This window comes from Peteryoungia desertarenae, from assembly GCF_005860795.2.
GTDB lineage: Bacteria > Pseudomonadota > Alphaproteobacteria > Rhizobiales > Rhizobiaceae > Allorhizobium > Allorhizobium desertarenae.
The window spans coordinates 1225780-1245171 of the sequence record NZ_CP058350.1; the positions used below are offsets into that span (position 1 = coordinate 1225780).

Sequence of the window (19392 nt, forward strand, 5' to 3'; positions counted from 1 at the left end):
AAAATGAAGTCAAAAATCTGTCAGATTTCGGTTGATCCCGTCAGAATCCTCGGTATATATCGCGCCCGACCAACCGCGGTGGCTTTCCCCCGCGTTTCCCCCTGGACAGGTGGCCGAGTGGTTTAAGGCGCACGCCTGGAACGCGTGTGTGCGTGAAAGCGTACCGAGGGTTCGAATCCCTCCCTGTCCGCCACTTGCCCGATTGTCCGGCCCGGACACTTAGGTAACATCTTGTACCTAAGACATAGGTAACAACCTCGTGCGCGACGAGGCTTGTCGATGCTCTGCAAGTTTCTCTGATCGAGGTCGGTGTACCAAGTTTCCAATGCAAGAAACGGACACGCCGTTATTCTGCGTTCGAGATGAATCCTTGTCGCATCACAAGCACCAACGTGCGAGATGCGGGATGACCTGCCGGGCATTGCGGGACATGCGTTATGACGGATTGCATGCGCCTGTTTTCAGTCGGAACGGGCAAAGTCGTTCTCGTAAGCTGCCGCCAGTTCGGCGATGACCGCCTTGTTCGGCGGCGAGGCGTGCAGGTGGAGCGAATTCATCGTAGATTGGGCCAGCAGGATCGCGAAAGCCTGCCGTTGTCCGCAGGAACTGCGCGAATTCATGCCCGAACATCCCGGAAACTGAAGCAACTCGACACCAGGCGGGTCTTCCACGGCAAAGCCATAAGGTTCTGATGGAGTGGCAGAGCCCTAGCCTCTCACGCATGCGTCCCGTTCCAACCCAAACGCTGTGGGTGGCGCATGGCCGCAGGTCGCAATGTCGAATCTGATTATCATTGTTAAGTAGATAGTTGACAGTGATAACTACATCCATCAAATTGCCCCGAAAACAGAAGAAGAAGGGCGCGCAATGAAGGACTATCGGCTGCATCAGCGTCTGGGCTATCGGGTGTCTCGCTTGTCCCACCTTCTGCAGTCGAGCCTGGAGGCCATCCTTGCGAAGCACGCGCTTACCCGGCTCATGTGGTGCGTGCTGATTGGTGTCGGTGAGGAAGGCGTCACGACACCCTCGGAGCTTGCCCATTATGTCGGTGTAACGAGACCTGCCATCTCGCGGCTCCTACGTGAATTGCAGAAAAAGGGATTGCTGGCGCGGGTTTCAGGGCAGGGTGCCGACGGCCGGTCGGTCGAGGTGGAACTGACAAATGCCGGACGTGCTGTGATTCAGTCCCTTCGTCCGCTGGTCGACGAACATCATGCCTATTTTGCCGGCAAGCTGGAAGCTTCGGAGTACCAGGCCTTGATGCTCGCCTTGCAGCGGCTTCTCGATGGCGAGCGACAGGCTCTCGATCATTTTTGATGCGCCGGATGGGCTCCAGCCCGGAAGGCCCAGGCTCTTGGTTGCTCAGGAGTGGGAGGAAGAAGAATGCGTTTGTTTTCGACAAAGGATCGCCCTGTTCACCTAGGCGCCTTTCCCCTCGAACGGCTGAAAAGAACGCTGGCGCGACCGCCTGTAGAAAGCTTGGTGCTCCCCGAGCAACCCTTCGCGACACCTGCCGGTGATTTGAGCCTTGGCCCTGCCATGGCCCGTTTCATGGGTATGTTCGATACGGTACGAGATGGTCCCGTTACCCATCAGGCTGCTGACATTCCTCCGTCGGAAGGGGAGCGTAGCCGCCATTTGAAAGCGGCGGCATATTTCTTCGATGCGGCCATGGTTGGAATCTGCGCATGTGAGCCGGCGCATTTTCTTCCAACGCCGCGTCGCAACCCGATGATTGACGAACTTCGTCTCGAACTGGAGGCTGGCCAACCGTCAAGTCATGCCGCCGGCATTGACCAGATCTATGCCGATGTTCTCGATTCGGCGCGTACACCGCATGATCCCGTCAATCATCACGGCCATGCCATCGTCATCCTGGTCGATCACCTGCGCGAACCGCGTCTGGACGAACCGGGTTGCGACTGGATCAGGAACCTGCAAGGTGAGCGGTCGGCTCTGCTGGCCGCAAACACCGCCGTTGTCCTGGCAAGCTATCTGAGGCTCTTGGGTTACGAGGCCCGTGCCCATAGCGAAACCACCACGGAGGTAGATCTCTGGCGTCTGTCGGTCAGCGCAGGCCTGACCGAGATCCGCAACGATCCCGCCGGTCAGACCTTTGCCGAGGCCCCGTTTGTCGGACGTAGCTTCGGACTTTCTGTCGTTACGACCACGATGCGACTGGAAACGGACCTGCCTCTGGCGCAAGGCGCGGCATCGGCGGCATCGGCGGCAAGGGGCTTGGGCAAGGGGACAGTGATTTCCCGCCCTGCCGACGCCTATCGCAGGCGCGACTTCTGCAAGGGCGCCTATCCGTTCGAACGGATCAAGCGTCGGGATTCACCAACCACATTCATCGACGAACCGCGTGTGCCCCGGTTCCCAAAGCGAGCCGATTTCTTCGCAAGAGCATTGTTCGGCGACATGGGCAAGAAGGTTCAGGATGCCGCCAAGGATGGTCACTATGTCATCAAGAGCCCCATTGGTGCCTGCGCGCGCCGGGCGCTCGGAGCCCTGCTGCTGCTGCAGTTTGGTGATGCCAAAGGGCCAGTTCATCCCTCCACCCGAGATCCGAAGCTGAATGCTGAAAACGTCAAGGCGGCGGGCTATTTCCTTTCTGCTGATGCAATAGGCTTGTGTCGGGTGCCTGAATGGGCCTGGTATTCTCATGACAGCAGGGGGCAGCCGATTGCACCCTATCATGATCAGGCGATCAATCTGCTGATCGACCAGGGGTTTGATACCATGGAGGGCGCAAGCGGCGACGACTGGATCTCCGTTGCCCAGTCAATGCGCGCCTATCTGCGCTTCTCGTTGCTTGGCGGGGTTCTGGCAGAGCATATGCGGCGTCTCGGCTACGGGGCGCGGGTGCATTCCGTCATCGATGGCGAGGTCCTTCAACCGCCGCTCCTGCTACTGTCCGGTCTGGGCGAAGTTAGCCGCATCGGCGAGGTCATCCTCAATCCCTATCTCGGGCCACGGCTGAAATCAGGAACGGTGACCACCTCCATGCCGCTCGATCACGATAAGCCGATTGATTTCGGTCTTCAGCGCTTTTGTGAAGCCTGCAACAAATGCGCCCGTGAATGCCCTTCGGGTGCGATCACCGCCGGGCCGAAGCTGATGTATAATGGCTATGAGATCTGGAAATCAGATGCCGAGAAATGCACCCGCTACCGTCTGACGAATGCGGCGGGCGGCATGTGTGGTCGTTGCATGAAGACTTGCCCATGGAATCTTGAGGGACTGTTTGCCGACGACGCTTTCCGCAAGGTGGCCATGACCGCGCCATCGCTCGCCCCCGTATTGGCGGCCCTCGATGACCGCCTGGGGCGAGGCAAGATTAACCCGGTCAAGACCTGGTGGTGGGACATCGAGCTGGATCGAAAGGCAAATCGTTATGTGAAGGCAGACGCCACCAACAGGCGTGGCATCAACCCGGATCTTGAACTGAGGGCGGAGGACCAGACACTGGCCGTCTATCCGGCAGATGTTATGCCAAAGCCCTTCCCCGTCACCCAGCCGCTTGATCGTCAGGAGGGGATCCGCCGGTACCGGCAGCTTCTGACGCCGACTGCCTATCGTGAGCGGCTCGATCGGGGTGAGACGGAAGGCCTTGCGCCCGGCCCCCAGCCGCATCAGGGTCCGCCGCCGGTGATGCCGGTGATCATTGCCCGGCGACAGGATCTTTCACCGGATATCATCCGCCTTGAACTGGTCGACCCGGAAGGAAACCCTCTGCCGGCCTTTGATCCCGGAGCCCATGTTGATGTGGTGATTGCCCCCGAATACCAGCGGCAATACTCCCTCGCGGGAAATTCCGCCGACAGGAGCCGGTATGTCATCGGCGTACAACGGGAAGCGTCGGGTCGCGGCGGCTCGCTTCTATTGCACCGGGTATTCCGGGAAGGCCGGCGCATTATGATCTCTCCGCCGCGCAACCATTTCCCTCTCGCTGAACAGGCACCATTCACAGTGCTGATGGCCGGTGGCATCGGTGTCACGCCACTTCTGACGATGGCGCACCGACTTCATGCGCTGGGCCGCGATTTCGCCCTGCATTACAGCGCATCGAACCGGGAAAAGGCAGCTTTCGCAAGCGAGATCGTGGCAGCACCTTGGGCCGGAAAGGCCAAGTTACACTTGAGTGAGGAGCGCGCGCGCGCGGACATGGCAACCCTGATCCCACCTTACGAGCAGGGTTTTCGACTCTATACCTGCGGTTCCGAGCGCTACATGACGGCCGTCTTTGCAGCAGCCACACAGAGAGACTGGCCTCCCGAGGCGCTGTCGCGGGAATTCTTCGAAATCCCCGAACCACCTGTTTATGAGAACCATCCATTTATACTCCATCTTGAGAAGTCAGGCATCTCTGTTCCAGTCGCCGCGGATGAGAGCGCAGTAGACGCGCTGGAACGTGTCGATATCATCGTTCCCACCAAGTGCTCGGACGGCATTTGCGGGGTCTGCGCCGCAGGGCACGACGGTCGTCAGGCGATCGAGCATCGCGATCACGTTCTGTCGGAAGAAGAGCGCCGCAGCAGAATCATACTCTGCTGCTCTCGGGCAGCGGAAGCGGAAGGCAGCATCAGGGTCCAGCTTTGACCGCTTCTTGCGCAGATCGGAAAAGGATCCTCTCCTTCGCTCGCCGATTTGTCTGGCTGGATTCCATCCGAACGCGCTCGCGCTGCTGTGCCGATCTTCCCAGCGAGACACTTTTGCCTGTCTTGCGGTCATAGCCCTCACGACAGCAGCCAGGACGCTGCCAGAGGGGCAATCGCCGATGTCGCAACGGCATTGAGCGCCATGGCGATCCCCGCAAAGAGGCCTGCGGTCGGATTGACCTCATAAGCACGCGCGGTGCCGATCCCATGCGCGGTTAGCCCCACGGCAAAGCCGCGCGCGGCATAGTCGGTAATCCGCATCAGGTTCATGAAGGGGGTGACCATCAGTGCTCCGACGATCCCGGTCATGATCACGAGCACGGCTGTCAGCGAGGGGTCACCGCCGAGCGATTGCGAAATGGCCATGGCCACGCCTGCGGTTGCCGATTTCGGCAGGAAGGAGAGCATGATCTCCCGCGGCAGGTCAAACACCAGCCCCAGTCCCACGACCGAAGTCACAGCCACCACCGATCCGATGAGAAGCGCAACCGAGATCGGCACCAGAAGTGCGCGAACCTCCTTCCATTGCCGGTAAAGCGGCAGTGCAATCGCAACGGTCGCCGGTCCAAGCAGGAAATGAATGAACTGCGCGCCGGCGAAATAGCGCTCATAAGGCACATCCGCGATGATCATCATCACTGACAGCACGAGGATCGAGACGAGCACCGGATTGGCGAGCGGATGCCGTCCCAGTTTCTTCGAGAGTTCGGACGCCATGATCCAGACGACAAGGGTCAAAGTCAGCCATAGCAGGGGCGAAGCGGACAGGTAGACCCAGAGTTCGATTGGTGACCTGTTCATGGCGCGCGCCTTCCGGCAATCAACCGGCTGACCAGGATGAAGGTCCACACGGTCACGGCCAGCGTGATGATTGCGGACAGGACCAGAACGGCTCCAATTGCCCCTGCATGAGTGCCCACGATGCCGCCAAGCGCCACCACGCCGACACCCGCAGGGACGAAAAACAGTCCGAGATTGCCCAGCAGCGTCTGGGCGGCCTGATCCACATGAATCACCTCCTGGTGTCGAAACCGCTGCAGGACTGGCAAGGTGGCCGACAGCAGGATCAGGCCAACCACAGGCCCCGGGATCGCGAGGTCTGAGAGAAAGACAAGGCTTTCGCCAAGCAGTTGGAAAAGAAGCAGGACGGCAAGGCCTCGAAGCATCGGGCTCTCCTTGAAGGCGGCGCAGGATCGGACCGCGAGACTAGCCTCATCTGCTCGCGTCGGAAACAGAAAGCACGATGGGCAAACGCCAAGGTGGCAACGATTTCAGGACGTCTCTTTGCGGGCGGCGCGCTGATCGTTCACCGTATCGTTGAGCCGATTTCGGGATCAGTTCTCGCGGTAGCGCGCAGCGGTGATGAATTCGCCGAAGGCCTCGCACCAGACGAGCACGGTCGAATAGTCATCGAGATTGACGTCGCTCGGCAGCTCCAGCACGAAACCGTCAAAGCTTCGGACATCGCCGATAAGCCTGGCCTTTGGCTTGAGCGCCAGAAACTGCTCCTCGTCTTCGGCAAAATCCGCCATCAGATAGAGCTTGAAGTCGGGCCCGGGCGACAGTCGTCCCTCATGCACCACATGGGTTGCCGTGAGCGTCATCCGGCCTTCCCCCCAATGAAGAAAGTCACTGCCTTTCAGCTCGCGTGTCAGTTCAGCCTGGTAAAGCGCACCACTCGTTCGTTCGGCCAGAACCTCCGCCGAGGGGCCACTCGGTGCCACGAGAATGGGCAGCATATAGATGCCAGCGGCAAACCCGATGCCAAGGGCGACGCCATGCGTTGCAAGGCCCAAAATCAAACGGCGCATGTCACCCATCCCCCAAGGAGTTCAAGCCTTAAATCGAAGAATGTCGATTGGACGCAGATATTCCTGACGAAGTCAACAAACGGGCCAACGGCGCTTAGCTTCCCTCGGCCATATCCCGTGCCGCCTTGAAACGTTCCTCGAATTCAAGTCTGAGGCTGCGGCGAATGTCAGCGGCTTTCTGACGGCGCAGTTTCATCTCGGACGTCGGGTTATAAGGCGGCACGGCGGTCGGCTTGCCCTCGGCATCCACGGCCACCATGGTGAAATAGCAGGAATTGGTATGCCGCCTCTCGCCGGTACGGATATTCTCCGCCTCAACGCGGATCCCGACTTCCATCGAAGTCCGTCCTGCCTGGTTGATGGAAGCCCGGAAGGTCACCAGTTCGCCGACATGGATCGGCTGGCGAAACACCACCTGATCGACCGAAAGCGTTACGGCATATTGCTGCGAATAGCGAGACGCACAGGAAAAGGCGACGCGGTCAAGCAGGTTCAGCAAGGCGCCGCCATGCACCTTGCCGGAAAAATTCGCCATGTCCGGCGTCATCAGCACCACCATTTCCAACTCGCCGCTGTCGTGCTCGCGATACATGCCTTTGCCCTTTTCGTCTTTACAGAATTCTCCAGTGAAGAGAGCATGTTGCAACCGCTCTGTCACGGCGCAGTCTGTTGAGTGTCTCAATCCCGAAGACTCCATCCCCGACAAAGATCACCGATCATCAATTTGAGTTTGCCGCCTGATACAGTAGACAGCTGGCTGCGGTGAGGCGAGGGGACATGGAAACTGCCCGCCGTACCCCCGACCCCGTCAGCCCTTCTGGAAATTCATGCCAAAGAAGCAGAAAACCACCGCCCTGGAAAAGCTCGACAAGGCGTGGAAGAAGGCCTCGCCGCTGGAACGCGCCGCCTTTCTTGAAGGTCTTGAGCGGCCTGATCTGATGTCTGCAGCGATCGGATCGCAAGCCCCTGCATCCAGGATCGCCGATGGCCGCTATCTGCTGCCGGACACAGTCAAGCGCATCACGAAGGTCATGCGCCAAAGGGGCCTGTCGCCGGATATGGTCATGCAGGAAATCGGCTTCGGCATGAATGGCCGTCCGCTGTTGCGCGCTCTGGCTAAGGGATCAAGCCTCAGGCTTTCGGTAATTTCTGCCCTTGCCGCTTGGCTCAAGGAGACTGATCCGGACTGATGGTCGACCGATCCGCCCGGCACATCAGCTGTCGCGGTCATCCCCGATGTCGTCCGGTTGGCGGGCATAGGCCTTGCTCACCTGTCGAAGCATGGACATCTGCCGGGTGAAACGGTTGCAGCCGTCACAGATCATCAGATGCAGGCGCATCTTCAGCCATTCTCCCCGGCCAAGCTTGCGGTCGAGTGATTCCGACGCCAGTCGGCTCACCTCTTCACATTTCAGCATCATCAGGCAACTCCCGGGGCAAACCAGTGCTTGTCGAGGCAGCCGCGCAGCTTGAGCCGCGCTCTGTGCAAAAGCACATGAAGGTTCGATACCGTGATGCCCACTTCGCGGCAGATATCCGGCGTCTCCATTTCAACGAATTCTCGCATCATGAAAACGCGCCCCTGGTCCGGCGGCAAATGGTCGACGCAGGCCTCGAACACCCGCCAGAAATCCTTGCCCAGAAGGTCTGCTTCAGGATTGCCCCAGTCTGCCGGCTTGTGTTCCGCCTTCCATCCACCCGTCCGGTCGAAGGGATAGGAATCTTCGTCTCCGTCCGTATCGGGAGGCATAAGGTCTACCGTCAGCGCCTGGCGTTTGCGCTGCCGCAGGATGTCGATGATCTTGTTTTTTAAAATGGCAAAGACCCAGGTCTGGAAGGCGGAGCGCCCCGAGAAGGACCCGGCATTGCGCATCGCGCCGGCCAGCGCCTCCTGTACGGCATCCTCGGCCAGATGGTGATCGCCAAGCTGCAGGCTCGCGAATTTCAGCATCTTGCGGCGCAGTTCGTCGAGGAAAGCCGCGTCCCGGAATGGAGAGCTCCGATGATCACCTGCGTGTCCATTCTGCTCTGCCTGTGTGCCCATCATCCTGGTCTATCCTCCGGCTCTGACGGCCCCCGCCGCGATCACGCCCCGAGGTTCTGGTCCGCTGACAAGTCGGGCGCAACACAATTTTCCGTGCATCCGTCAAGGATGCAAGAGCGCCTCGCCCTTTATCAGGTCGTCAAACCGGTGTTATGACGTGGCCCATGTTCCAAACCCTCGCCGGCCCCGCAACCCTTCTTCAGGAAATCAAGAAAAGCCGCTTTCTCGCCTGCGCAGCCCCGATTACAGGCGAGGATGAGGCGCGCGAATTTCTGGACACGCATCGCGATCCGAGCGCCAATCACAATTGCTGGGCCTATCGCCTTGGGCAGGCATACCGTTTCAGCGATGACGGCGAGCCTTCCGGCACAGCCGGCAAGCCCATGCTGCAGGCGATCGACGGCCAGGGTCTCGACGGTGTCGTCGTGCTCGTCACCCGCTGGTTCGGCGGCATATTGCTGGGGTCCGGAGGTCTGATGCGCGCCTATGGCGGCACGGCAGCGGAATGTCTGCGGCAAGCGGAAAAGCTGGAGATCATCGCGAAGGTCGAGGCCACCGCCGACATCGCCTTTTCCGATCTCGCCCGCGTCAAGGCAAAGCTTGCAGCCTTTCGCGACCTGGCTTTCGTCGAGGAATTTACGGGCACCGGCGCCGTTCTCGCCGTGTCGATGCGTCAGGAAGATAGAGCCGCCGTCTCGGCCCTGATTACGGACCTGACCAGTGGTCGCGCCCGCCTGCGCTTCCCCGATGATGAGCCGGAAGACCGGGGCTAGTTGGTCTTTTTGGTCTTGTCGTCTTTCGCCGCAAGCTTCTTCCAGGAATTCTGCTGGCTCAACATGCTGCGCAGATAGTCAAGATTGGCCTCGGCCTGCTGCGGATTGAGTTCTTGGCGGGCAATCTGCTCCGCTTCCTGGAACCGACCCTGCAGACCGACCACGAGTGCCAGGTTCTGACGCACCCGGCTGTCGGCGCCAGGCTGCTGCGAGGCTGTGCGCAGGAAGGTCTCGGCAGTCTTCAGGTCACCGCTTAGCACATGCGACATGCCGAGGTTTGACAAGACGCTTGGATCATTCGGCTGCATGTCGAGGGCCATCCGATAGCGGGCGCGCGCTTCGGCTGATCGGCCAAGCTGGTCGAGCACCGCGCCTTCCGCCGAATAGAGCTTCCAGTCGGGACGATCAGGTGTCTGGGCGCGGCGGATGGTCGAGAGTGCCTGCTCAAGCTGGCCGGCTGCCGCCTGGGTCTTGCCGAGGGAAGCCAGAACTTCCCGATCGGTCGGATGGGCAATCGCCACCTGCTGCATCACCGCATGGGCCTGCGTATTGCGACCGGTCATCATCAAGACCCTCGCATAGCTCAGTCCGACATCGCGATCCTTCGGGTTCCGCTCATAGGCCTGACCGATGCTGTCTGCCGCGCGGGCCAGCTCCGGTGCGCTCATGCTCTCCAGATTGGTCGCCGCGCGCGGGATCGAGCCGGTCGTGAGCGGCTTGTTGCTGCGCGAGGTCGAGCAACCGCTGACAACAAGAGCCGCGCTGATGAGGCAAATGCCGACCGTAAGCCTTGAAAGGCGGGCGGGAGCAATGTTGCGAATGACCATGGTGGCAACCTCGAAAATCATCTCATTGGGTCGAAGGCCTCAAGCCCCGAAAAAGCGACACAATCTCCGCACCAGCAATAGTCTGTTAACCCTAATAGAATGTTAATCGCGCCCAGCGAGTCGTATCCCGAGGAAAGCCCCCATGGTTCCGTATCAGTACATCGAGCGCCCTTCTCCGTTCAGCACGAAGGGAGGCAAGACGCTGCCCGTCTTTGCCGTCACTCCGGCCCATGTGGAGACAGGCACACTGGACCCGCTGGCCCTTGATTGGGCCAGGAAGGCGGGCTTCAAGGCTGAAGCAGGCGCCGTTCTGTTGGTCCCGGGAGACGATGGACATCTCGCCGGTGCACTCTTCGGATTGGGTGCCAACCCTTCGGAAAACCCGTTCATCACCGGAAAGCTCGCCCGCAGCCTTCCCGCTGGCGACTGGCACATCGAAACCGCCCCGTTGACCGCCAATCGCCTGCTTCTGGGCTATGGACTTGGCTCTTACAGCTTTGATTTCTATCGCAAGGCCCGGGTTACAGAACCACATTTGCTTATTCCCCAGGATGCCGATGCCGCAGACATAAAGCGGCAGCTTGCAGGCGTCTTCCTCGCCCGCGATCTGATCAACATGCCCGCAAATGACATGACTCCGGCTGATATCGAAGCCGCAGCCCGTGCACTTGCCGGTCATTACAAGGCTGATATTCAGGTGATCTCCGGCGATGAACTGCTGGAGAGTAACTTTCCTTTGATCCATGCCGTTGGACGCGCCAGTGCGGTTGCACCCCGGCTTGTCGACATGCGCTGGGGCAAGAAAGGACATCCCAAGCTGACACTCGTCGGTAAGGGCGTGAGCTTCGACACCGGCGGCCTCGACATCAAGCCCTCTTCATCCATGCTGCTGATGAAGAAGGACATGGGCGGGGCTGCCAATGTTCTTGGCCTTGCCCTGATGATCATGGACGCGAAGCTGAAAGTGGATCTGCGCGTTCTCATTCCGGCAGTTGAGAACGCAATTTCCGGAAATGCCTTCCGACCTGGTGACGTCTATCGAAGCCGAAAAGGGCTAACCGTCCAGATCGATAACACCGACGCCGAAGGTCGGTTGGTTCTCGCAGACGCGCTCACTTTCGCCGATGAGGAACAACCCGACCTGTTGATCGATATGGCAACACTGACCGGTGCTGCCCGCGTTGCGCTCGGTCCGGATGTGCCGCCATTCTTTACGGATGACGAGGAACTGGCCCATCAGCTATTCGACGCCAGCCTTGAGACGGATGATCCCTTATGGCGCCTGCCCCTGCACAAGGGATATGAGCGGCTGCTGAAAACACTGATCGCCGATCTGACCAATGCGCCATCCGGCGGCATGGCAGGCTCCATCACAGCAGCCCTGTTCCTCAAGCGCTTCGTTTCGACGGGTCGGCGCTGGGTTCATCTGGATGTGTTTGGCTGGAGCCAGAGCGAGAGGCCTCATGCTCCTGTTGGCGGCGAGGCCCAGGGGATCCGTGCCTTGTATCGATACCTGCGCCAGACCTATTGATGTATCTGCCTTGAGGTGAACGTCTGCAGGGAGGACTTGCAATAAGGTCCTCCTTGCTCGACAACGGTCAGGGTAAACCGACATGGGGCCCGGGCATGAGCCTTGAACTGACAGCAAGCCAGGCACTAGGCCTGTGGCATGACGTGACGTTGGAGCAGGTCAGGCGTCAGGGGCCTGATCTCAGCATGCGACAGTTTGCCATTCTCCTGCACATCTATCTTGTGCCGCCCCCGCACACTGTCCGCGGCCTTGCCGCAGCCCTCAATGTCACGAAGCCGGTCGTCACGCGTGCGCTGGATACCATGGGTGCGTTTGGACTGGTGGACCGTGTCCGTGATGATCTCGATCGACGCAGCGTGATCGTCAAACGCACCGTTGCTGGCGCCCAGTTTCTGTCGGATTTTGGCGATCTGATCATCGAAAAGGGCCGCAGGCCGGGTCATTGACCGCAAGCATCGAGGATGGGAATGCCGACCGACCACAAGCTTGATGCCCGCCTTCATGCGGCGCGCGCCGATCTCGCCGACATTCGGTTGAAGGGCAGGGTAGAGGCAGACCGCTTTGTCGCTGGCGAGCCTGCCCACGTTTGCGTGTCGCTGGTTGATCTGAGGCCTGCGCCGGCTCTGTCACGTGGCATCGACACGCAATTGCTGTTCGGTGAGCCTGTCAGCGTCTTCGACCGGGCCAATGGGTTCGCCTGGGTGCAGTCCGGCCTGGATGGCTATGTCGGCTATGTGCCGGAGGAGACGATCAGCACGACGGAACCATCGCCAACTCATCTCATCGCAGTGCCGCGCAGCTTCGTCTATTCGGGTCCGGACCTTCGTCTTCCCCGTCGGCATGCCCTCTCGCTTGGCAGCCGGCTTGCAGTCACTGGAGAGGCTGAGACCCGTGGTACACGCTATCTCCTCCTTGCCGATGGTTCGGCCGTAGTCGCTGCCCACTGCCGCTCCGTCCATGACGCGATGGAAAGCGATTATGTGGCGATTGCCGCCCGCCTGCTGGAAACGCCTTATCTCTGGGGCGGTCGCTCCGCATTCGGCATCGATTGCTCCGGGCTCGTCCAGCTGTCTTTACAGATGGTCGGCGAGCGGGCTCCCCGCGATAGTGACATGCAGGCCACCGGACTCGGTCAGCCGATCCTTCAATCTGAACTGGTACGCGGCGATCTTGTTTTCTGGAAGGGCCATGTCGGCATCATGGAGGATGAAAACACCTTGCTGCACGCCAATGGTCACACCATGAGTGTCGCACGCGAGGATCTCGATGGTGCAATTGCCCGCATCGCATGGCTCTACCAGCAACCGACCGGCTTCCGCCGTCCGCTCGTCAAAACGTGAAACATCAGCTCTTGGTTGTCGCTAGGGCAGCGCTTATATCAAGACAATGATATGCAGCACGAGGTTACCCGCCATGAAATCTCTGCCATGGCCCTTGAAGAAGGAAGACAGTGGCACAGAGGCTGTCGCCCGCAGGATACGAGCCGCCTTCGTCCCTGCGGCTTTTCTGATGCTGAGTTTTTCTGTTGCCGTTCCTGCATTTGCCGCCCAGCCAGACATTGACTGGGGTCAGGCGGGGTCCGCTCAACCCTTCAAGGATCTGCCCGGCGTCAAGGCGCAGGACCCGATGGTTTTCGAGGAGGGCTACAACTGCCAGACGGTGACTGTCGCTCCGCGCCTCAATCGACGAGAAACGATAGAGGATGTCATGCCGCGCATCATCTACCGCTGCGAAAAGGACGGTATCGTTTATCAGGGCACCACGCCGCCTACCAGTGGTTGGTATCCGGGGGTCAATCCGCGGATCATCGACTGACTTTGCCCGCAGGTCTCTCTCGAAGATGCAGGACCGAGACCGTTTAACCCTCGTCTGTGCCAAGCAACCCGTCAAACACTTCGAGCAGCGCCTCGCTGATCGCGCTCCCGAGTGCCTGACCGGCTTCCCGGATCGCATCCTCGTCCATATCGCGGGAGGCAATAGCAAGGTCCGACCCTTGCTGTGCGACAATCTCTTTGGCCCGTTCGATGGCCCAAAGGGCAAAGTCGCTGCGGGTCTCGATGGCGACGGTTTCCATGCTGTGTCCTTGTCTTGGCAGGTTGAAGGCGCAGCGGCCAAATCCAGAGACAACTGTGCCGCCTCATTTGCGTCAGGGCAACAAAAAAGCCCGCTTGCGCGGGCTCTTTTGTCAGGTCTCTCAGTCCAGCAAATGCTTGGTCTGAAATGAGAATTGGTGCCCAGAAGAGGACTCGAACCTCCACACCCTTTCGAGTACCAGCACCTGAAGCTGGCGCGTCTACCAATTCCGCCATCTGGGCGACGAGGAGCCGTGTAATCGGCCTGCCATGACCTGTCAACACGCTTTTTGAAGTTTTCATGTCGGTCCCGCCGATAATGGCGGAAAGCGTCAGTTCCCCCCGTCAGCGGATTCCTTCCTGGTCCGGTCCACATGACCAAGATCCCGATCCGGGTCAATGACATCACGAACCAGTTGCTTCAGTTCCTTCGGCCCCGGAAAGCCGCCATCCCGCTTTCTTTCCCAGACCAGGGTGTCATCGACCCGAATTTCGAAATTGCCTCCGGTGCCGGGGATGAGCGCAACTTCCTTCAGCCCATCACCGAAGGTCTGCAACAATTCCTGTGCCATCCATCCGGCGCGCAGGAGCCAGTTGCACTGGCTGCAATAGACTATGCTGATGCGTGGTTTGTATCTGTCGCTCACAGCCACCTCATAAGAAAGCTCACTGGAATAGTCATGTTCTTGCGCATTCGCTCTTGCAAGGCCTTTCGCACCGCAGCCTGACCTGTTGCGTGAAGGTCGTTCCAGCCGATTGGTATTCAAGATCCAATTGCTATTGCAGAAGAGCGCAAATGTCCCAGATTGAACGCGAGAAGCCGGATTGACCCGGCTGTTGCCCCAATTTGCGCCAGCACCCACGAAATCGTTGAAACCCTTTTGCGCGTCGTTGCCGGTGCTTTCTTCGTGATTCACGGCTTTGGCAAGATCACCGATCCCTTCGGCTCGGTCCAGATGGTCGAGGGGCTGGGCTTCTATCCCGGTGTCTTCTGGTCCCCGCTTCTCGCCGCAACCGAGTTTTCTGGCGGCATCCTTTTTCCAATCGGCCTCTTTGCCCGCCCGGTCGCAATTGCCGCCACGATCGTTCTGCTCGTTGCCTCCTATTTCCATTGGGTCACGCTTGATCAGGGCTTTTCCGGTGCGGAAAAGGCGCTTCTCTGGGCTGCTGTCACAGTCTACTTCGCCAGCCGCAGCGGCAATGCCCATTCGGTTGATGCGCGGCTGAAAAAACCTTTTGACAAGCGGCGGGGTATAAACCTCCCACCGCCGTGCAGGCGACGGCGCGGTTACTCCCCCGCGCCGTCTTGTTCTTGCACTTGCGCCGTGCTCTTTTTGGCCTTCCTGCCTGTCTTCCATTCAGAGCCTCAGATGCGCGTCGCCATAATCGAAAATTCCAGGATCACTCATGCCGGCCAGGTTGGCGTCGCCCTCACGGAGGCGAGGGCAGAGGTAACTGTTATCCGGGCCTATTCCGGTGAGGCTCTGCCCGGTCCTGGAGACCATGATGCGCTTGTGGTCTTCGGCGGTGAACAAAACGCGCTAGACGACGACAGGCATCCCTATCTGCCCTGTCTTGCCAATCTGATGCACACCTATGGCGAGGCGGGAAAACCCGTCCTCGGCATTTGTCTCGGCAGTCAGTTGCTGGCCCGCGCCTATGGCGCGCAAAACCGAATCGGCATCGCACCTGAGTTTGGCTGGCGAGCAATTGAACGGACGAAAGCTGCGGAGAGTGACCCTGTGCTTTCAGCCGTGCCGGAGCAATTCTGGTCCTTCCAGTGGCATGACGACACCTTCGATCTGCCGGCTTCTGCCGTCCATCTCGCCGAAAATGCCGATGTCCGCCACCAGGCCTTCCGCGTGGGCCGCGCCGCCTATGGCTTCCAGTTCCATTTCGAGGCCAGCCGCGCCGTGGTGGCCAACTGGTCGCGGGAGTTTCCTGACATGATCGAGCGAAAGGAACCGGGCTGGCTTACCCGTCATCCCGAGCTTGCCGAACGCCATGGAGCCTTGTCGGATGAGGCGGGACTGGCGCTGGCCCGCGCCTGGGTCCGGCTGATCAATCCCTGAGAGCCTGTCCTTCTGACGATGGCCGTCGCCCTGCTTTGTTGCCACCGGTCTTGCATCGGACCTTGGCGCCATGCTTTATCGGTGTTCAATCGATTAAGACAGAGCTTTGGCAACCTGTGGGAGGAGGCATATGAAAGCGGTGGCAAGACGGTTGCCGGCCATGTGGCTGGTCATTTTTTCACTTCTGGCGATGCCGGCGGCTGCCTCCGAGCGCCTGACCACTGCAATGGTGATCGATGACTGGTACAAGCTGGTGCTCAATCTCGTGCGCCACACGCCGACCTATTCACCGCCCGTGGCAAGCCGTGCCTTTGCCTATCTCGGCATCACCGCCTATGAAGCCAATGCCTCCGGCAATCCTGCGCTCAAAAGCCTTGCCGGTCAGCTCAACGGCCTGACGCCTCTGCCATCCCGCAATCCCGCGGTCACCTATGACGATGTCGTTGTGCTCAATGCAGCGCTTGCCTCGGCCGCTGGCTATTTCTTCGACAATACCGGTCCGACCGGGCAGCGCACGATGAAACGCGTCACCGAACGCATGGCGGCGAGGGTGTCTGAAGGGGTCGATCCGCAAGTGCTGGCCGCCAGCGAGGCCCATGGTCGGGCAATCTTCGAGCATGTCCGTGCCTGGGCGGATCAGGATGGCGGCGCGAAAGTCCAAAACATGGGCTTCCCGCTCGACTATGCGGTTTCGACGGAGCCCGGTCGCTGGGTGCCGACCAGCACGATCGGCCAGCAGCAGACGCCGCTCCTGCCGCAATGGGCGAGCAACCGCACCTTCGCCATGCCAAAGCCCGAGACCTGCAACCTGCCACCGCCGCCCGAATACAGCGAGGCCGAAGGATCGGAATTTCGCAAGGAAGCCGAGGAAGTCTACCTGGCGGTCAAGAACCTCACGCCTGAGCAGGAGATTATCGCCCGCTTCTGGTCGGATGATCCGATGCTGTCGCCGACCCCGCCCGGTCACTGGATCGCAATCGCGCTCGATGCCCTCGATATGGTCGATGCCGATGGTGCCAAGAGTGCCGATCTTCTCGCCCGTCTTGGTGTCGGTCTGGCCGATGCCTTTATCGGCTGCTGGTATTCGAAGTTCGACTTCGACCTGATCCGGCCTGTCACCTATATCCGCAAGGTTATGGATCCGACCTGGGAGCCGATCCTGATCACGCCGCCCTTCCCGGAATATCCAAGCGGCCATTCGACCCAGTCGGGTGCAGCCGCTACGGTGCTGACCGCCTTCTTCGGCGAGAACTTCGCCTTTATCGACGACACCCATGTCGATGACGGGTTGGCGGCACGGTCCTTCCCCAGCTTCTGGGCCGCAGCCGAGGAGGCGGGTATTTCGCGCCTTTACGGCGGCATCCATTTCCGCGCAGCAATCGATCGTGGCCTTGATCAGGGCCGCTGTATCGGTGAATACACGGTCCAGCTGGTGACGGCGCAATGAGGCCCGTTTTCTCTCTCTCGGCGCTGTTTGTCCTCGGCCTCGCGACCGGTCCGGCCATGGCGAACGGGTCTCCCGTCACGCCGCGCTTCGTCGACGAAACCGCCACAAGCGGTATCGAAAGCACCTATCGCGGCGGCTATGAATTCATGGTCGGTGGCGGGGCCGCAAGCTTCGACTGCAATGAAGACGGCTTTCCCGATCTCTATCTCGCCGGCGGCGAGGGCAAAGCCAAATTCTACCGCAATACCAGCAAGGTTGGCGGCAACCTGGCCTTCGAGGAAATGGCGTCCGGCCTCGAACTGGACCTCGTCATCGGCGCCTATCCGCTCGATGTCGATGGCGACGGGATCAAGGACCTGATCGTTCTGCGCTCCGGCGAAAATGTCGCCATGCGCGGCCTTGGCGAATGCCGCTTCGAGCGCGCCAATGAGGCCTGGGGCTTTGACGGCGGCGATGCCTGGTCAACCGCTTTCTCGGCCACCTTCGAGAAAGGCGCCGTCTGGCCGACAATCGCAATCGGTAATTACATTGACCGCTTCGAGGATTTTGAACCTTGGGGCTCCTGCACCGCCAACTGGCTGCATCGTCCGGTGTCGAATTCCGAGCGCCGCTTTGGCGAACCGCTGCCGCTCGATCCCTCCTATTGCCCGCTTTCCATCCTCTTCACCGACTGGGATCGCTCCGGCACGCCCTCGCTGCGCGTCTCCAATGACCGCGAATATTACAAGGGCGGTCAGGAGCAGATGTGGCAGATCCGGCCCGGTGAGACGCCGCGCCTCTTCACGGAGGAGGATGGCTGGAAATATCTGCGCATCTGGGGCATGGGCATTGCGAGCTACGACGTCAATTTTGACGGCTATCCCGACTATTTCCTGACCAGCATGGCCGACAACAAGCTGCAGGTGCTGGATCAGGCACCGGAAAACGGGCAGGCCCGCCCGAGCTACAAGGACATTGCCTTTGCCCGGGGTGTAACGGCGCATCGCCCCTATACCGGTGGTGAAATCCGCCCCTCGACCGCCTGGCATACCGAATTCGAGGACGTCAACAATGATGGCCTTGTCGACCTCTTCATCGCCAAGGGCAATGTTGCCGAGATGCCGGATTTTGCCGCCCGCGATCCGAACAATCTGCTGGTGCAGGGCGAGGATGGCCGCTTCATCGAGATGGGCGAAGAGGCCGGCATTGCCAGCATGGCGACAGGCCGAGGCGGCGCACTAGCCGATTTCAATCTCGATGGTCTGGTCGATCTCGTTGTCGTCAATCAGGGCTCGTCGGTCGAGATCTGGCGCAACGAAACGCCGGATGCCGGACGCTTTCTGGCTCTGGCCCTGTCCGACACGGGTCCCAATCGCGACGCCATCGGCGCTTTCATCGAGGTCCGCCATCAGGGCCGTCTGCTGACCCGCGAAGTCACCTCCGGCGGCGGCCATGTCGGCGGCAAGATCGGCTGGATCCATTTCGGTCTGGGAGCCGACAGTGAGGCGGAATTCCGCGTGCTCTGGCCGGAAGGCGAAGCAGGCGACTGGCAGCGGGTGGCGACCAACGGGTTTTACGTGGTGGAGCGCGGGGCAGAGCCAAAAGCCTGGGTGCCAGGCGCGCGATGAGGAGCCTCTTCTCTCCCCTGGAGGCAGAGAATGGAATTTCAGCATCTTAGCCTTCGGCTAGGTGCTAGAAGTTCCAAGTGAGGGGGAGATTCCTGCCCGCCTCACCGAGCCCCTCACCAACAAAATCAGAAGTTTAGCCCTGATCGGGCTAACTCTTCTCATCGCCTTCGCGCGGCGTCGCGCTCAGGCCTCCGTTCGCTGAAATCGATTCACAGGATCGATTTCCGGCCTTCGGCCAACGCTCCGAAGCCTCTCCCGCAAGGGGAGAGGGAAGGCGGCGCCAATCTCCAATTGTCAAAAAACCATGGCCAATGTCCGGTCGGGTTTGGCCCTCCGGTTGCGGCCATGTCGGCCTTTGTCTTCAGTCTCGGACAGGGCGCCAGAAGCAACCTATCTAAGTAGTTTATGTGGCTCCTTCCGGCGCCCTGTTCGGTGTCTTTTCCATCGCAGTGTCTCGCTGCAGAGGCGGCGGTGACGGGTAGATCATTGGCGATCCACCGTCGTCCGGGCTTGAGGGTCGGGTCTCGCCTGTCCTTGTGAGACAGGC

21 protein-coding genes, 2 tRNA genes and 1 pseudogene are annotated in these 19392 nt (G+C 60.1%); 13 read left to right on the plus strand and 11 right to left on the minus strand.

Annotation, left to right across the window (positions count from 1 at the left end):
- Positions 1-103: 103 nt before the first annotated feature.
- A tRNA-Ser gene (locus tag FE840_RS05740) sits at positions 104-193 on the plus strand.
- Positions 194-461: 268 nt separating this feature from the next.
- Here FE840_RS05740 and FE840_RS05745 read toward each other — a convergent pair.
- The gene (locus tag FE840_RS05745) at positions 462-620 is read right to left on the minus strand and encodes a hypothetical protein (RefSeq protein ID WP_171033642.1); all 159 of its coding nucleotides are present in this window, start codon (positions 618-620) and stop codon (positions 462-464) included.
- 247 nt (positions 621-867) lie between these two features.
- Between FE840_RS05745 and FE840_RS05750 the strand changes: the two genes are divergently transcribed.
- Both FE840_RS05750 and FE840_RS05755 read left to right on the plus strand, forming a co-directional pair.
- On the plus strand, positions 868-1317 hold the full coding sequence (locus FE840_RS05750) for a MarR family winged helix-turn-helix transcriptional regulator (protein WP_138285783.1): 450 nt from the start codon (positions 868-870) through the stop codon (positions 1315-1317).
- Between the two features lie 66 nt (positions 1318-1383).
- A complete protein-coding gene (locus FE840_RS05755) occupies positions 1384-4602 on the plus strand; it encodes a 4Fe-4S dicluster domain-containing protein (RefSeq protein ID WP_138285782.1) in 3219 nt (1072 codons plus the stop codon).
- A 137-nt stretch (positions 4603-4739) separates the two neighbouring features.
- Here FE840_RS05755 and FE840_RS05760 read toward each other — a convergent pair whose 3' ends face one another.
- The 4 genes from FE840_RS05760 to FE840_RS05775 all read right to left on the minus strand — a co-directional run bounded on the left by FE840_RS05760 (position 4740) and on the right by FE840_RS05775 (position 7064).
- Positions 4740-5462 (minus strand): LrgB family protein, encoded by a 723-nt coding sequence (locus FE840_RS05760; RefSeq protein WP_138285781.1) that lies wholly within the window; start codon positions 5460-5462, stop codon positions 4740-4742.
- Positions 5459-5827, minus strand: a complete 369-nt coding sequence (locus tag FE840_RS05765) for a CidA/LrgA family protein (RefSeq protein WP_138285780.1) — start codon at positions 5825-5827, stop codon at positions 5459-5461. Before FE840_RS05765 ends, FE840_RS05760 begins: the two co-directional genes overlap by 4 nt.
- A gap of 168 nt (positions 5828-5995) precedes the next feature.
- Positions 5996-6472, minus strand: coding sequence for a DM13 domain-containing protein (locus FE840_RS05770; RefSeq protein ID WP_138285779.1), 477 nt, complete (start codon positions 6470-6472; stop codon positions 5996-5998).
- A gap of 94 nt (positions 6473-6566) precedes the next feature.
- Complete coding sequence (locus FE840_RS05775; protein ID WP_138285778.1) at positions 6567-7064, minus strand: acyl-CoA thioesterase; 498 nt, start codon at positions 7062-7064, stop codon at positions 6567-6569.
- A gap of 235 nt (positions 7065-7299) precedes the next feature.
- Between FE840_RS05775 and FE840_RS05780 the strand changes: the two genes are divergently transcribed.
- Positions 7300-7662, plus strand: a complete 363-nt coding sequence (locus FE840_RS05780) for a hypothetical protein (RefSeq protein WP_138285777.1) — start codon at positions 7300-7302, stop codon at positions 7660-7662.
- A 24-nt stretch (positions 7663-7686) separates the two neighbouring features.
- On the opposite strand, the gene FE840_RS05785 is transcribed toward FE840_RS05780, so the two are convergent.
- Both FE840_RS05785 and FE840_RS05790 read right to left on the minus strand, forming a co-directional pair.
- The gene (locus tag FE840_RS05785; protein WP_210271780.1) at positions 7687-7893 is read right to left on the minus strand and encodes a zf-HC2 domain-containing protein; all 207 of its coding nucleotides are present in this window, start codon (positions 7891-7893) and stop codon (positions 7687-7689) included.
- Complete coding sequence (locus FE840_RS05790; RefSeq protein WP_246318857.1) at positions 7893-8519, minus strand: sigma-70 family RNA polymerase sigma factor; 627 nt, start codon at positions 8517-8519, stop codon at positions 7893-7895. The genes FE840_RS05785 and FE840_RS05790 overlap by 1 nt, the downstream gene beginning before the upstream one ends.
- 161 nt (positions 8520-8680) lie before the next feature.
- On the opposite strand from FE840_RS05790, the gene FE840_RS05795 reads away from it, so the two are divergent.
- Entirely contained in the window at positions 8681-9289 is a 609-nt protein-coding gene (locus tag FE840_RS05795; RefSeq protein ID WP_138285776.1) for an IMPACT family protein, read from the plus strand.
- On the opposite strand, the gene FE840_RS05800 is transcribed toward FE840_RS05795, so the two are convergent.
- Entirely contained in the window at positions 9286-10116 is an 831-nt protein-coding gene (locus FE840_RS05800; RefSeq protein WP_138286001.1) for a tetratricopeptide repeat protein, read from the minus strand. The genes FE840_RS05795 and FE840_RS05800 overlap by 4 nt on opposite strands.
- A gap of 142 nt (positions 10117-10258) precedes the next feature.
- Between FE840_RS05800 and FE840_RS05805 the strand changes: the two genes are divergently transcribed.
- From FE840_RS05805 to FE840_RS05820, 4 genes are all read left to right on the plus strand, one after another.
- A complete protein-coding gene (locus FE840_RS05805; RefSeq protein WP_138285775.1) occupies positions 10259-11647 on the plus strand; it encodes a leucyl aminopeptidase family protein in 1389 nt (462 codons plus the stop codon).
- Between the two features lie 95 nt (positions 11648-11742).
- The gene (locus tag FE840_RS05810; RefSeq protein ID WP_138285774.1) at positions 11743-12093 is read left to right on the plus strand and encodes a MarR family transcriptional regulator; all 351 of its coding nucleotides are present in this window, start codon (positions 11743-11745) and stop codon (positions 12091-12093) included.
- A 15-nt stretch (positions 12094-12108) separates the two neighbouring features.
- Positions 12109-12987 (plus strand): C40 family peptidase, encoded by an 879-nt coding sequence (locus FE840_RS05815; protein WP_425502176.1) that lies wholly within the window; start codon positions 12109-12111, stop codon positions 12985-12987.
- Positions 12988-13060: 73 nt separating this feature from the next.
- A complete protein-coding gene (locus FE840_RS05820; protein ID WP_138285772.1) occupies positions 13061-13462 on the plus strand; it encodes a hypothetical protein in 402 nt (133 codons plus the stop codon).
- Positions 13463-13505: 43 nt separating this feature from the next.
- Here FE840_RS05820 and FE840_RS05825 read toward each other — a convergent pair whose 3' ends face one another.
- The 3 genes from FE840_RS05825 to FE840_RS05835 form a co-directional block, all read right to left on the minus strand.
- Positions 13506-13721: a hypothetical protein gene (locus FE840_RS05825; RefSeq protein ID WP_138285771.1), complete on the minus strand. Its 216-nt coding sequence runs from the start codon at positions 13719-13721 to the stop codon at positions 13506-13508.
- A gap of 154 nt (positions 13722-13875) precedes the next feature.
- Positions 13876-13962 (minus strand) — tRNA-Leu (locus FE840_RS05830).
- Between the two features lie 89 nt (positions 13963-14051).
- Complete coding sequence (locus FE840_RS05835) at positions 14052-14366, minus strand: Rdx family protein (RefSeq protein WP_138285770.1); 315 nt, start codon at positions 14364-14366, stop codon at positions 14052-14054.
- Between the two features lie 159 nt (positions 14367-14525).
- Here FE840_RS05835 and FE840_RS05840 point away from each other — a divergent pair.
- From FE840_RS05840 to FE840_RS05855, 4 genes and pseudogenes are all read left to right on the plus strand, one after another.
- A pseudogene (locus FE840_RS05840) lies at positions 14526-14957 on the plus strand (DoxX family protein); the annotation flags it as partial.
- 132 nt (positions 14958-15089) lie between these two features.
- Complete coding sequence (locus FE840_RS05845) at positions 15090-15791, plus strand: type 1 glutamine amidotransferase (protein ID WP_138286000.1); 702 nt, start codon at positions 15090-15092, stop codon at positions 15789-15791.
- Positions 15792-15921: 130 nt separating this feature from the next.
- Positions 15922-17238 carry a vanadium-dependent haloperoxidase gene (locus tag FE840_RS05850; protein ID WP_138285769.1) on the plus strand — a complete coding sequence of 439 codons (1317 nt, stop codon included), beginning with the start codon at positions 15922-15924 and terminating at the stop codon, positions 17236-17238.
- On the plus strand, positions 17235-18845 hold the full coding sequence (locus tag FE840_RS05855; protein ID WP_210271781.1) for a CRTAC1 family protein: 1611 nt from the start codon (positions 17235-17237) through the stop codon (positions 18843-18845). The genes FE840_RS05850 and FE840_RS05855 overlap by 4 nt, the downstream gene beginning before the upstream one ends.
- Positions 18846-19392 lie beyond the last annotated feature (547 nt).

Bases quoted from the DNA above. Each gene is read 5' to 3' on its own strand.
- FE840_RS05745 (WP_171033642.1), bottom strand. From the start codon at position 620: ATGAATTCGCGCAGTTCCTGCGGACAACGGCAGGCTTTCGCGATCCTG.
- FE840_RS05750 (WP_138285783.1), top strand. From the start codon at position 868: ATGAAGGACTATCGGCTGCATCAGCGTCTGGGCTATCGGGTGTCTCGC.
- FE840_RS05755 (WP_138285782.1), top strand. From the start codon at position 1,384: ATGCGTTTGTTTTCGACAAAGGATCGCCCTGTTCACCTAGGCGCCTTT.
- FE840_RS05760 (WP_138285781.1), bottom strand. From the start codon at position 5,462: ATGAACAGGTCACCAATCGAACTCTGGGTCTACCTGTCCGCTTCGCCC.
- FE840_RS05765 (WP_138285780.1), bottom strand. From the start codon at position 5,827: ATGCTTCGAGGCCTTGCCGTCCTGCTTCTTTTCCAACTGCTTGGCGAA.
- FE840_RS05770 (WP_138285779.1), bottom strand. From the start codon at position 6,472: ATGCGCCGTTTGATTTTGGGCCTTGCAACGCATGGCGTCGCCCTTGGC.
- FE840_RS05775 (WP_138285778.1), bottom strand. From the start codon at position 7,064: ATGTATCGCGAGCACGACAGCGGCGAGTTGGAAATGGTGGTGCTGATG.
- FE840_RS05780 (WP_138285777.1), top strand. From the start codon at position 7,300: ATGCCAAAGAAGCAGAAAACCACCGCCCTGGAAAAGCTCGACAAGGCG.
- FE840_RS05785 (WP_210271780.1), bottom strand. From the start codon at position 7,893: ATGATGCTGAAATGTGAAGAGGTGAGCCGACTGGCGTCGGAATCACTC.
- FE840_RS05790 (WP_246318857.1), bottom strand. From the start codon at position 8,519: ATGATGGGCACACAGGCAGAGCAGAATGGACACGCAGGTGATCATCGG.
- FE840_RS05795 (WP_138285776.1), top strand. From the start codon at position 8,681: ATGTTCCAAACCCTCGCCGGCCCCGCAACCCTTCTTCAGGAAATCAAG.
- FE840_RS05800 (WP_138286001.1), bottom strand. From the start codon at position 10,116: ATGGTCATTCGCAACATTGCTCCCGCCCGCCTTTCAAGGCTTACGGTC.
- FE840_RS05805 (WP_138285775.1), top strand. From the start codon at position 10,259: ATGGTTCCGTATCAGTACATCGAGCGCCCTTCTCCGTTCAGCACGAAG.
- FE840_RS05810 (WP_138285774.1), top strand. From the start codon at position 11,743: ATGAGCCTTGAACTGACAGCAAGCCAGGCACTAGGCCTGTGGCATGAC.
- FE840_RS05815 (WP_425502176.1), top strand. From the start codon at position 12,109: ATGGGAATGCCGACCGACCACAAGCTTGATGCCCGCCTTCATGCGGCG.
- FE840_RS05820 (WP_138285772.1), top strand. From the start codon at position 13,061: ATGAAATCTCTGCCATGGCCCTTGAAGAAGGAAGACAGTGGCACAGAG.
- FE840_RS05825 (WP_138285771.1), bottom strand. From the start codon at position 13,721: ATGGAAACCGTCGCCATCGAGACCCGCAGCGACTTTGCCCTTTGGGCC.
- FE840_RS05845 (WP_138286000.1), top strand. From the start codon at position 15,090: ATGCGCGTCGCCATAATCGAAAATTCCAGGATCACTCATGCCGGCCAG.
- FE840_RS05850 (WP_138285769.1), top strand. From the start codon at position 15,922: ATGAAAGCGGTGGCAAGACGGTTGCCGGCCATGTGGCTGGTCATTTTT.
- FE840_RS05855 (WP_210271781.1), top strand. From the start codon at position 17,235: ATGAGGCCCGTTTTCTCTCTCTCGGCGCTGTTTGTCCTCGGCCTCGCG.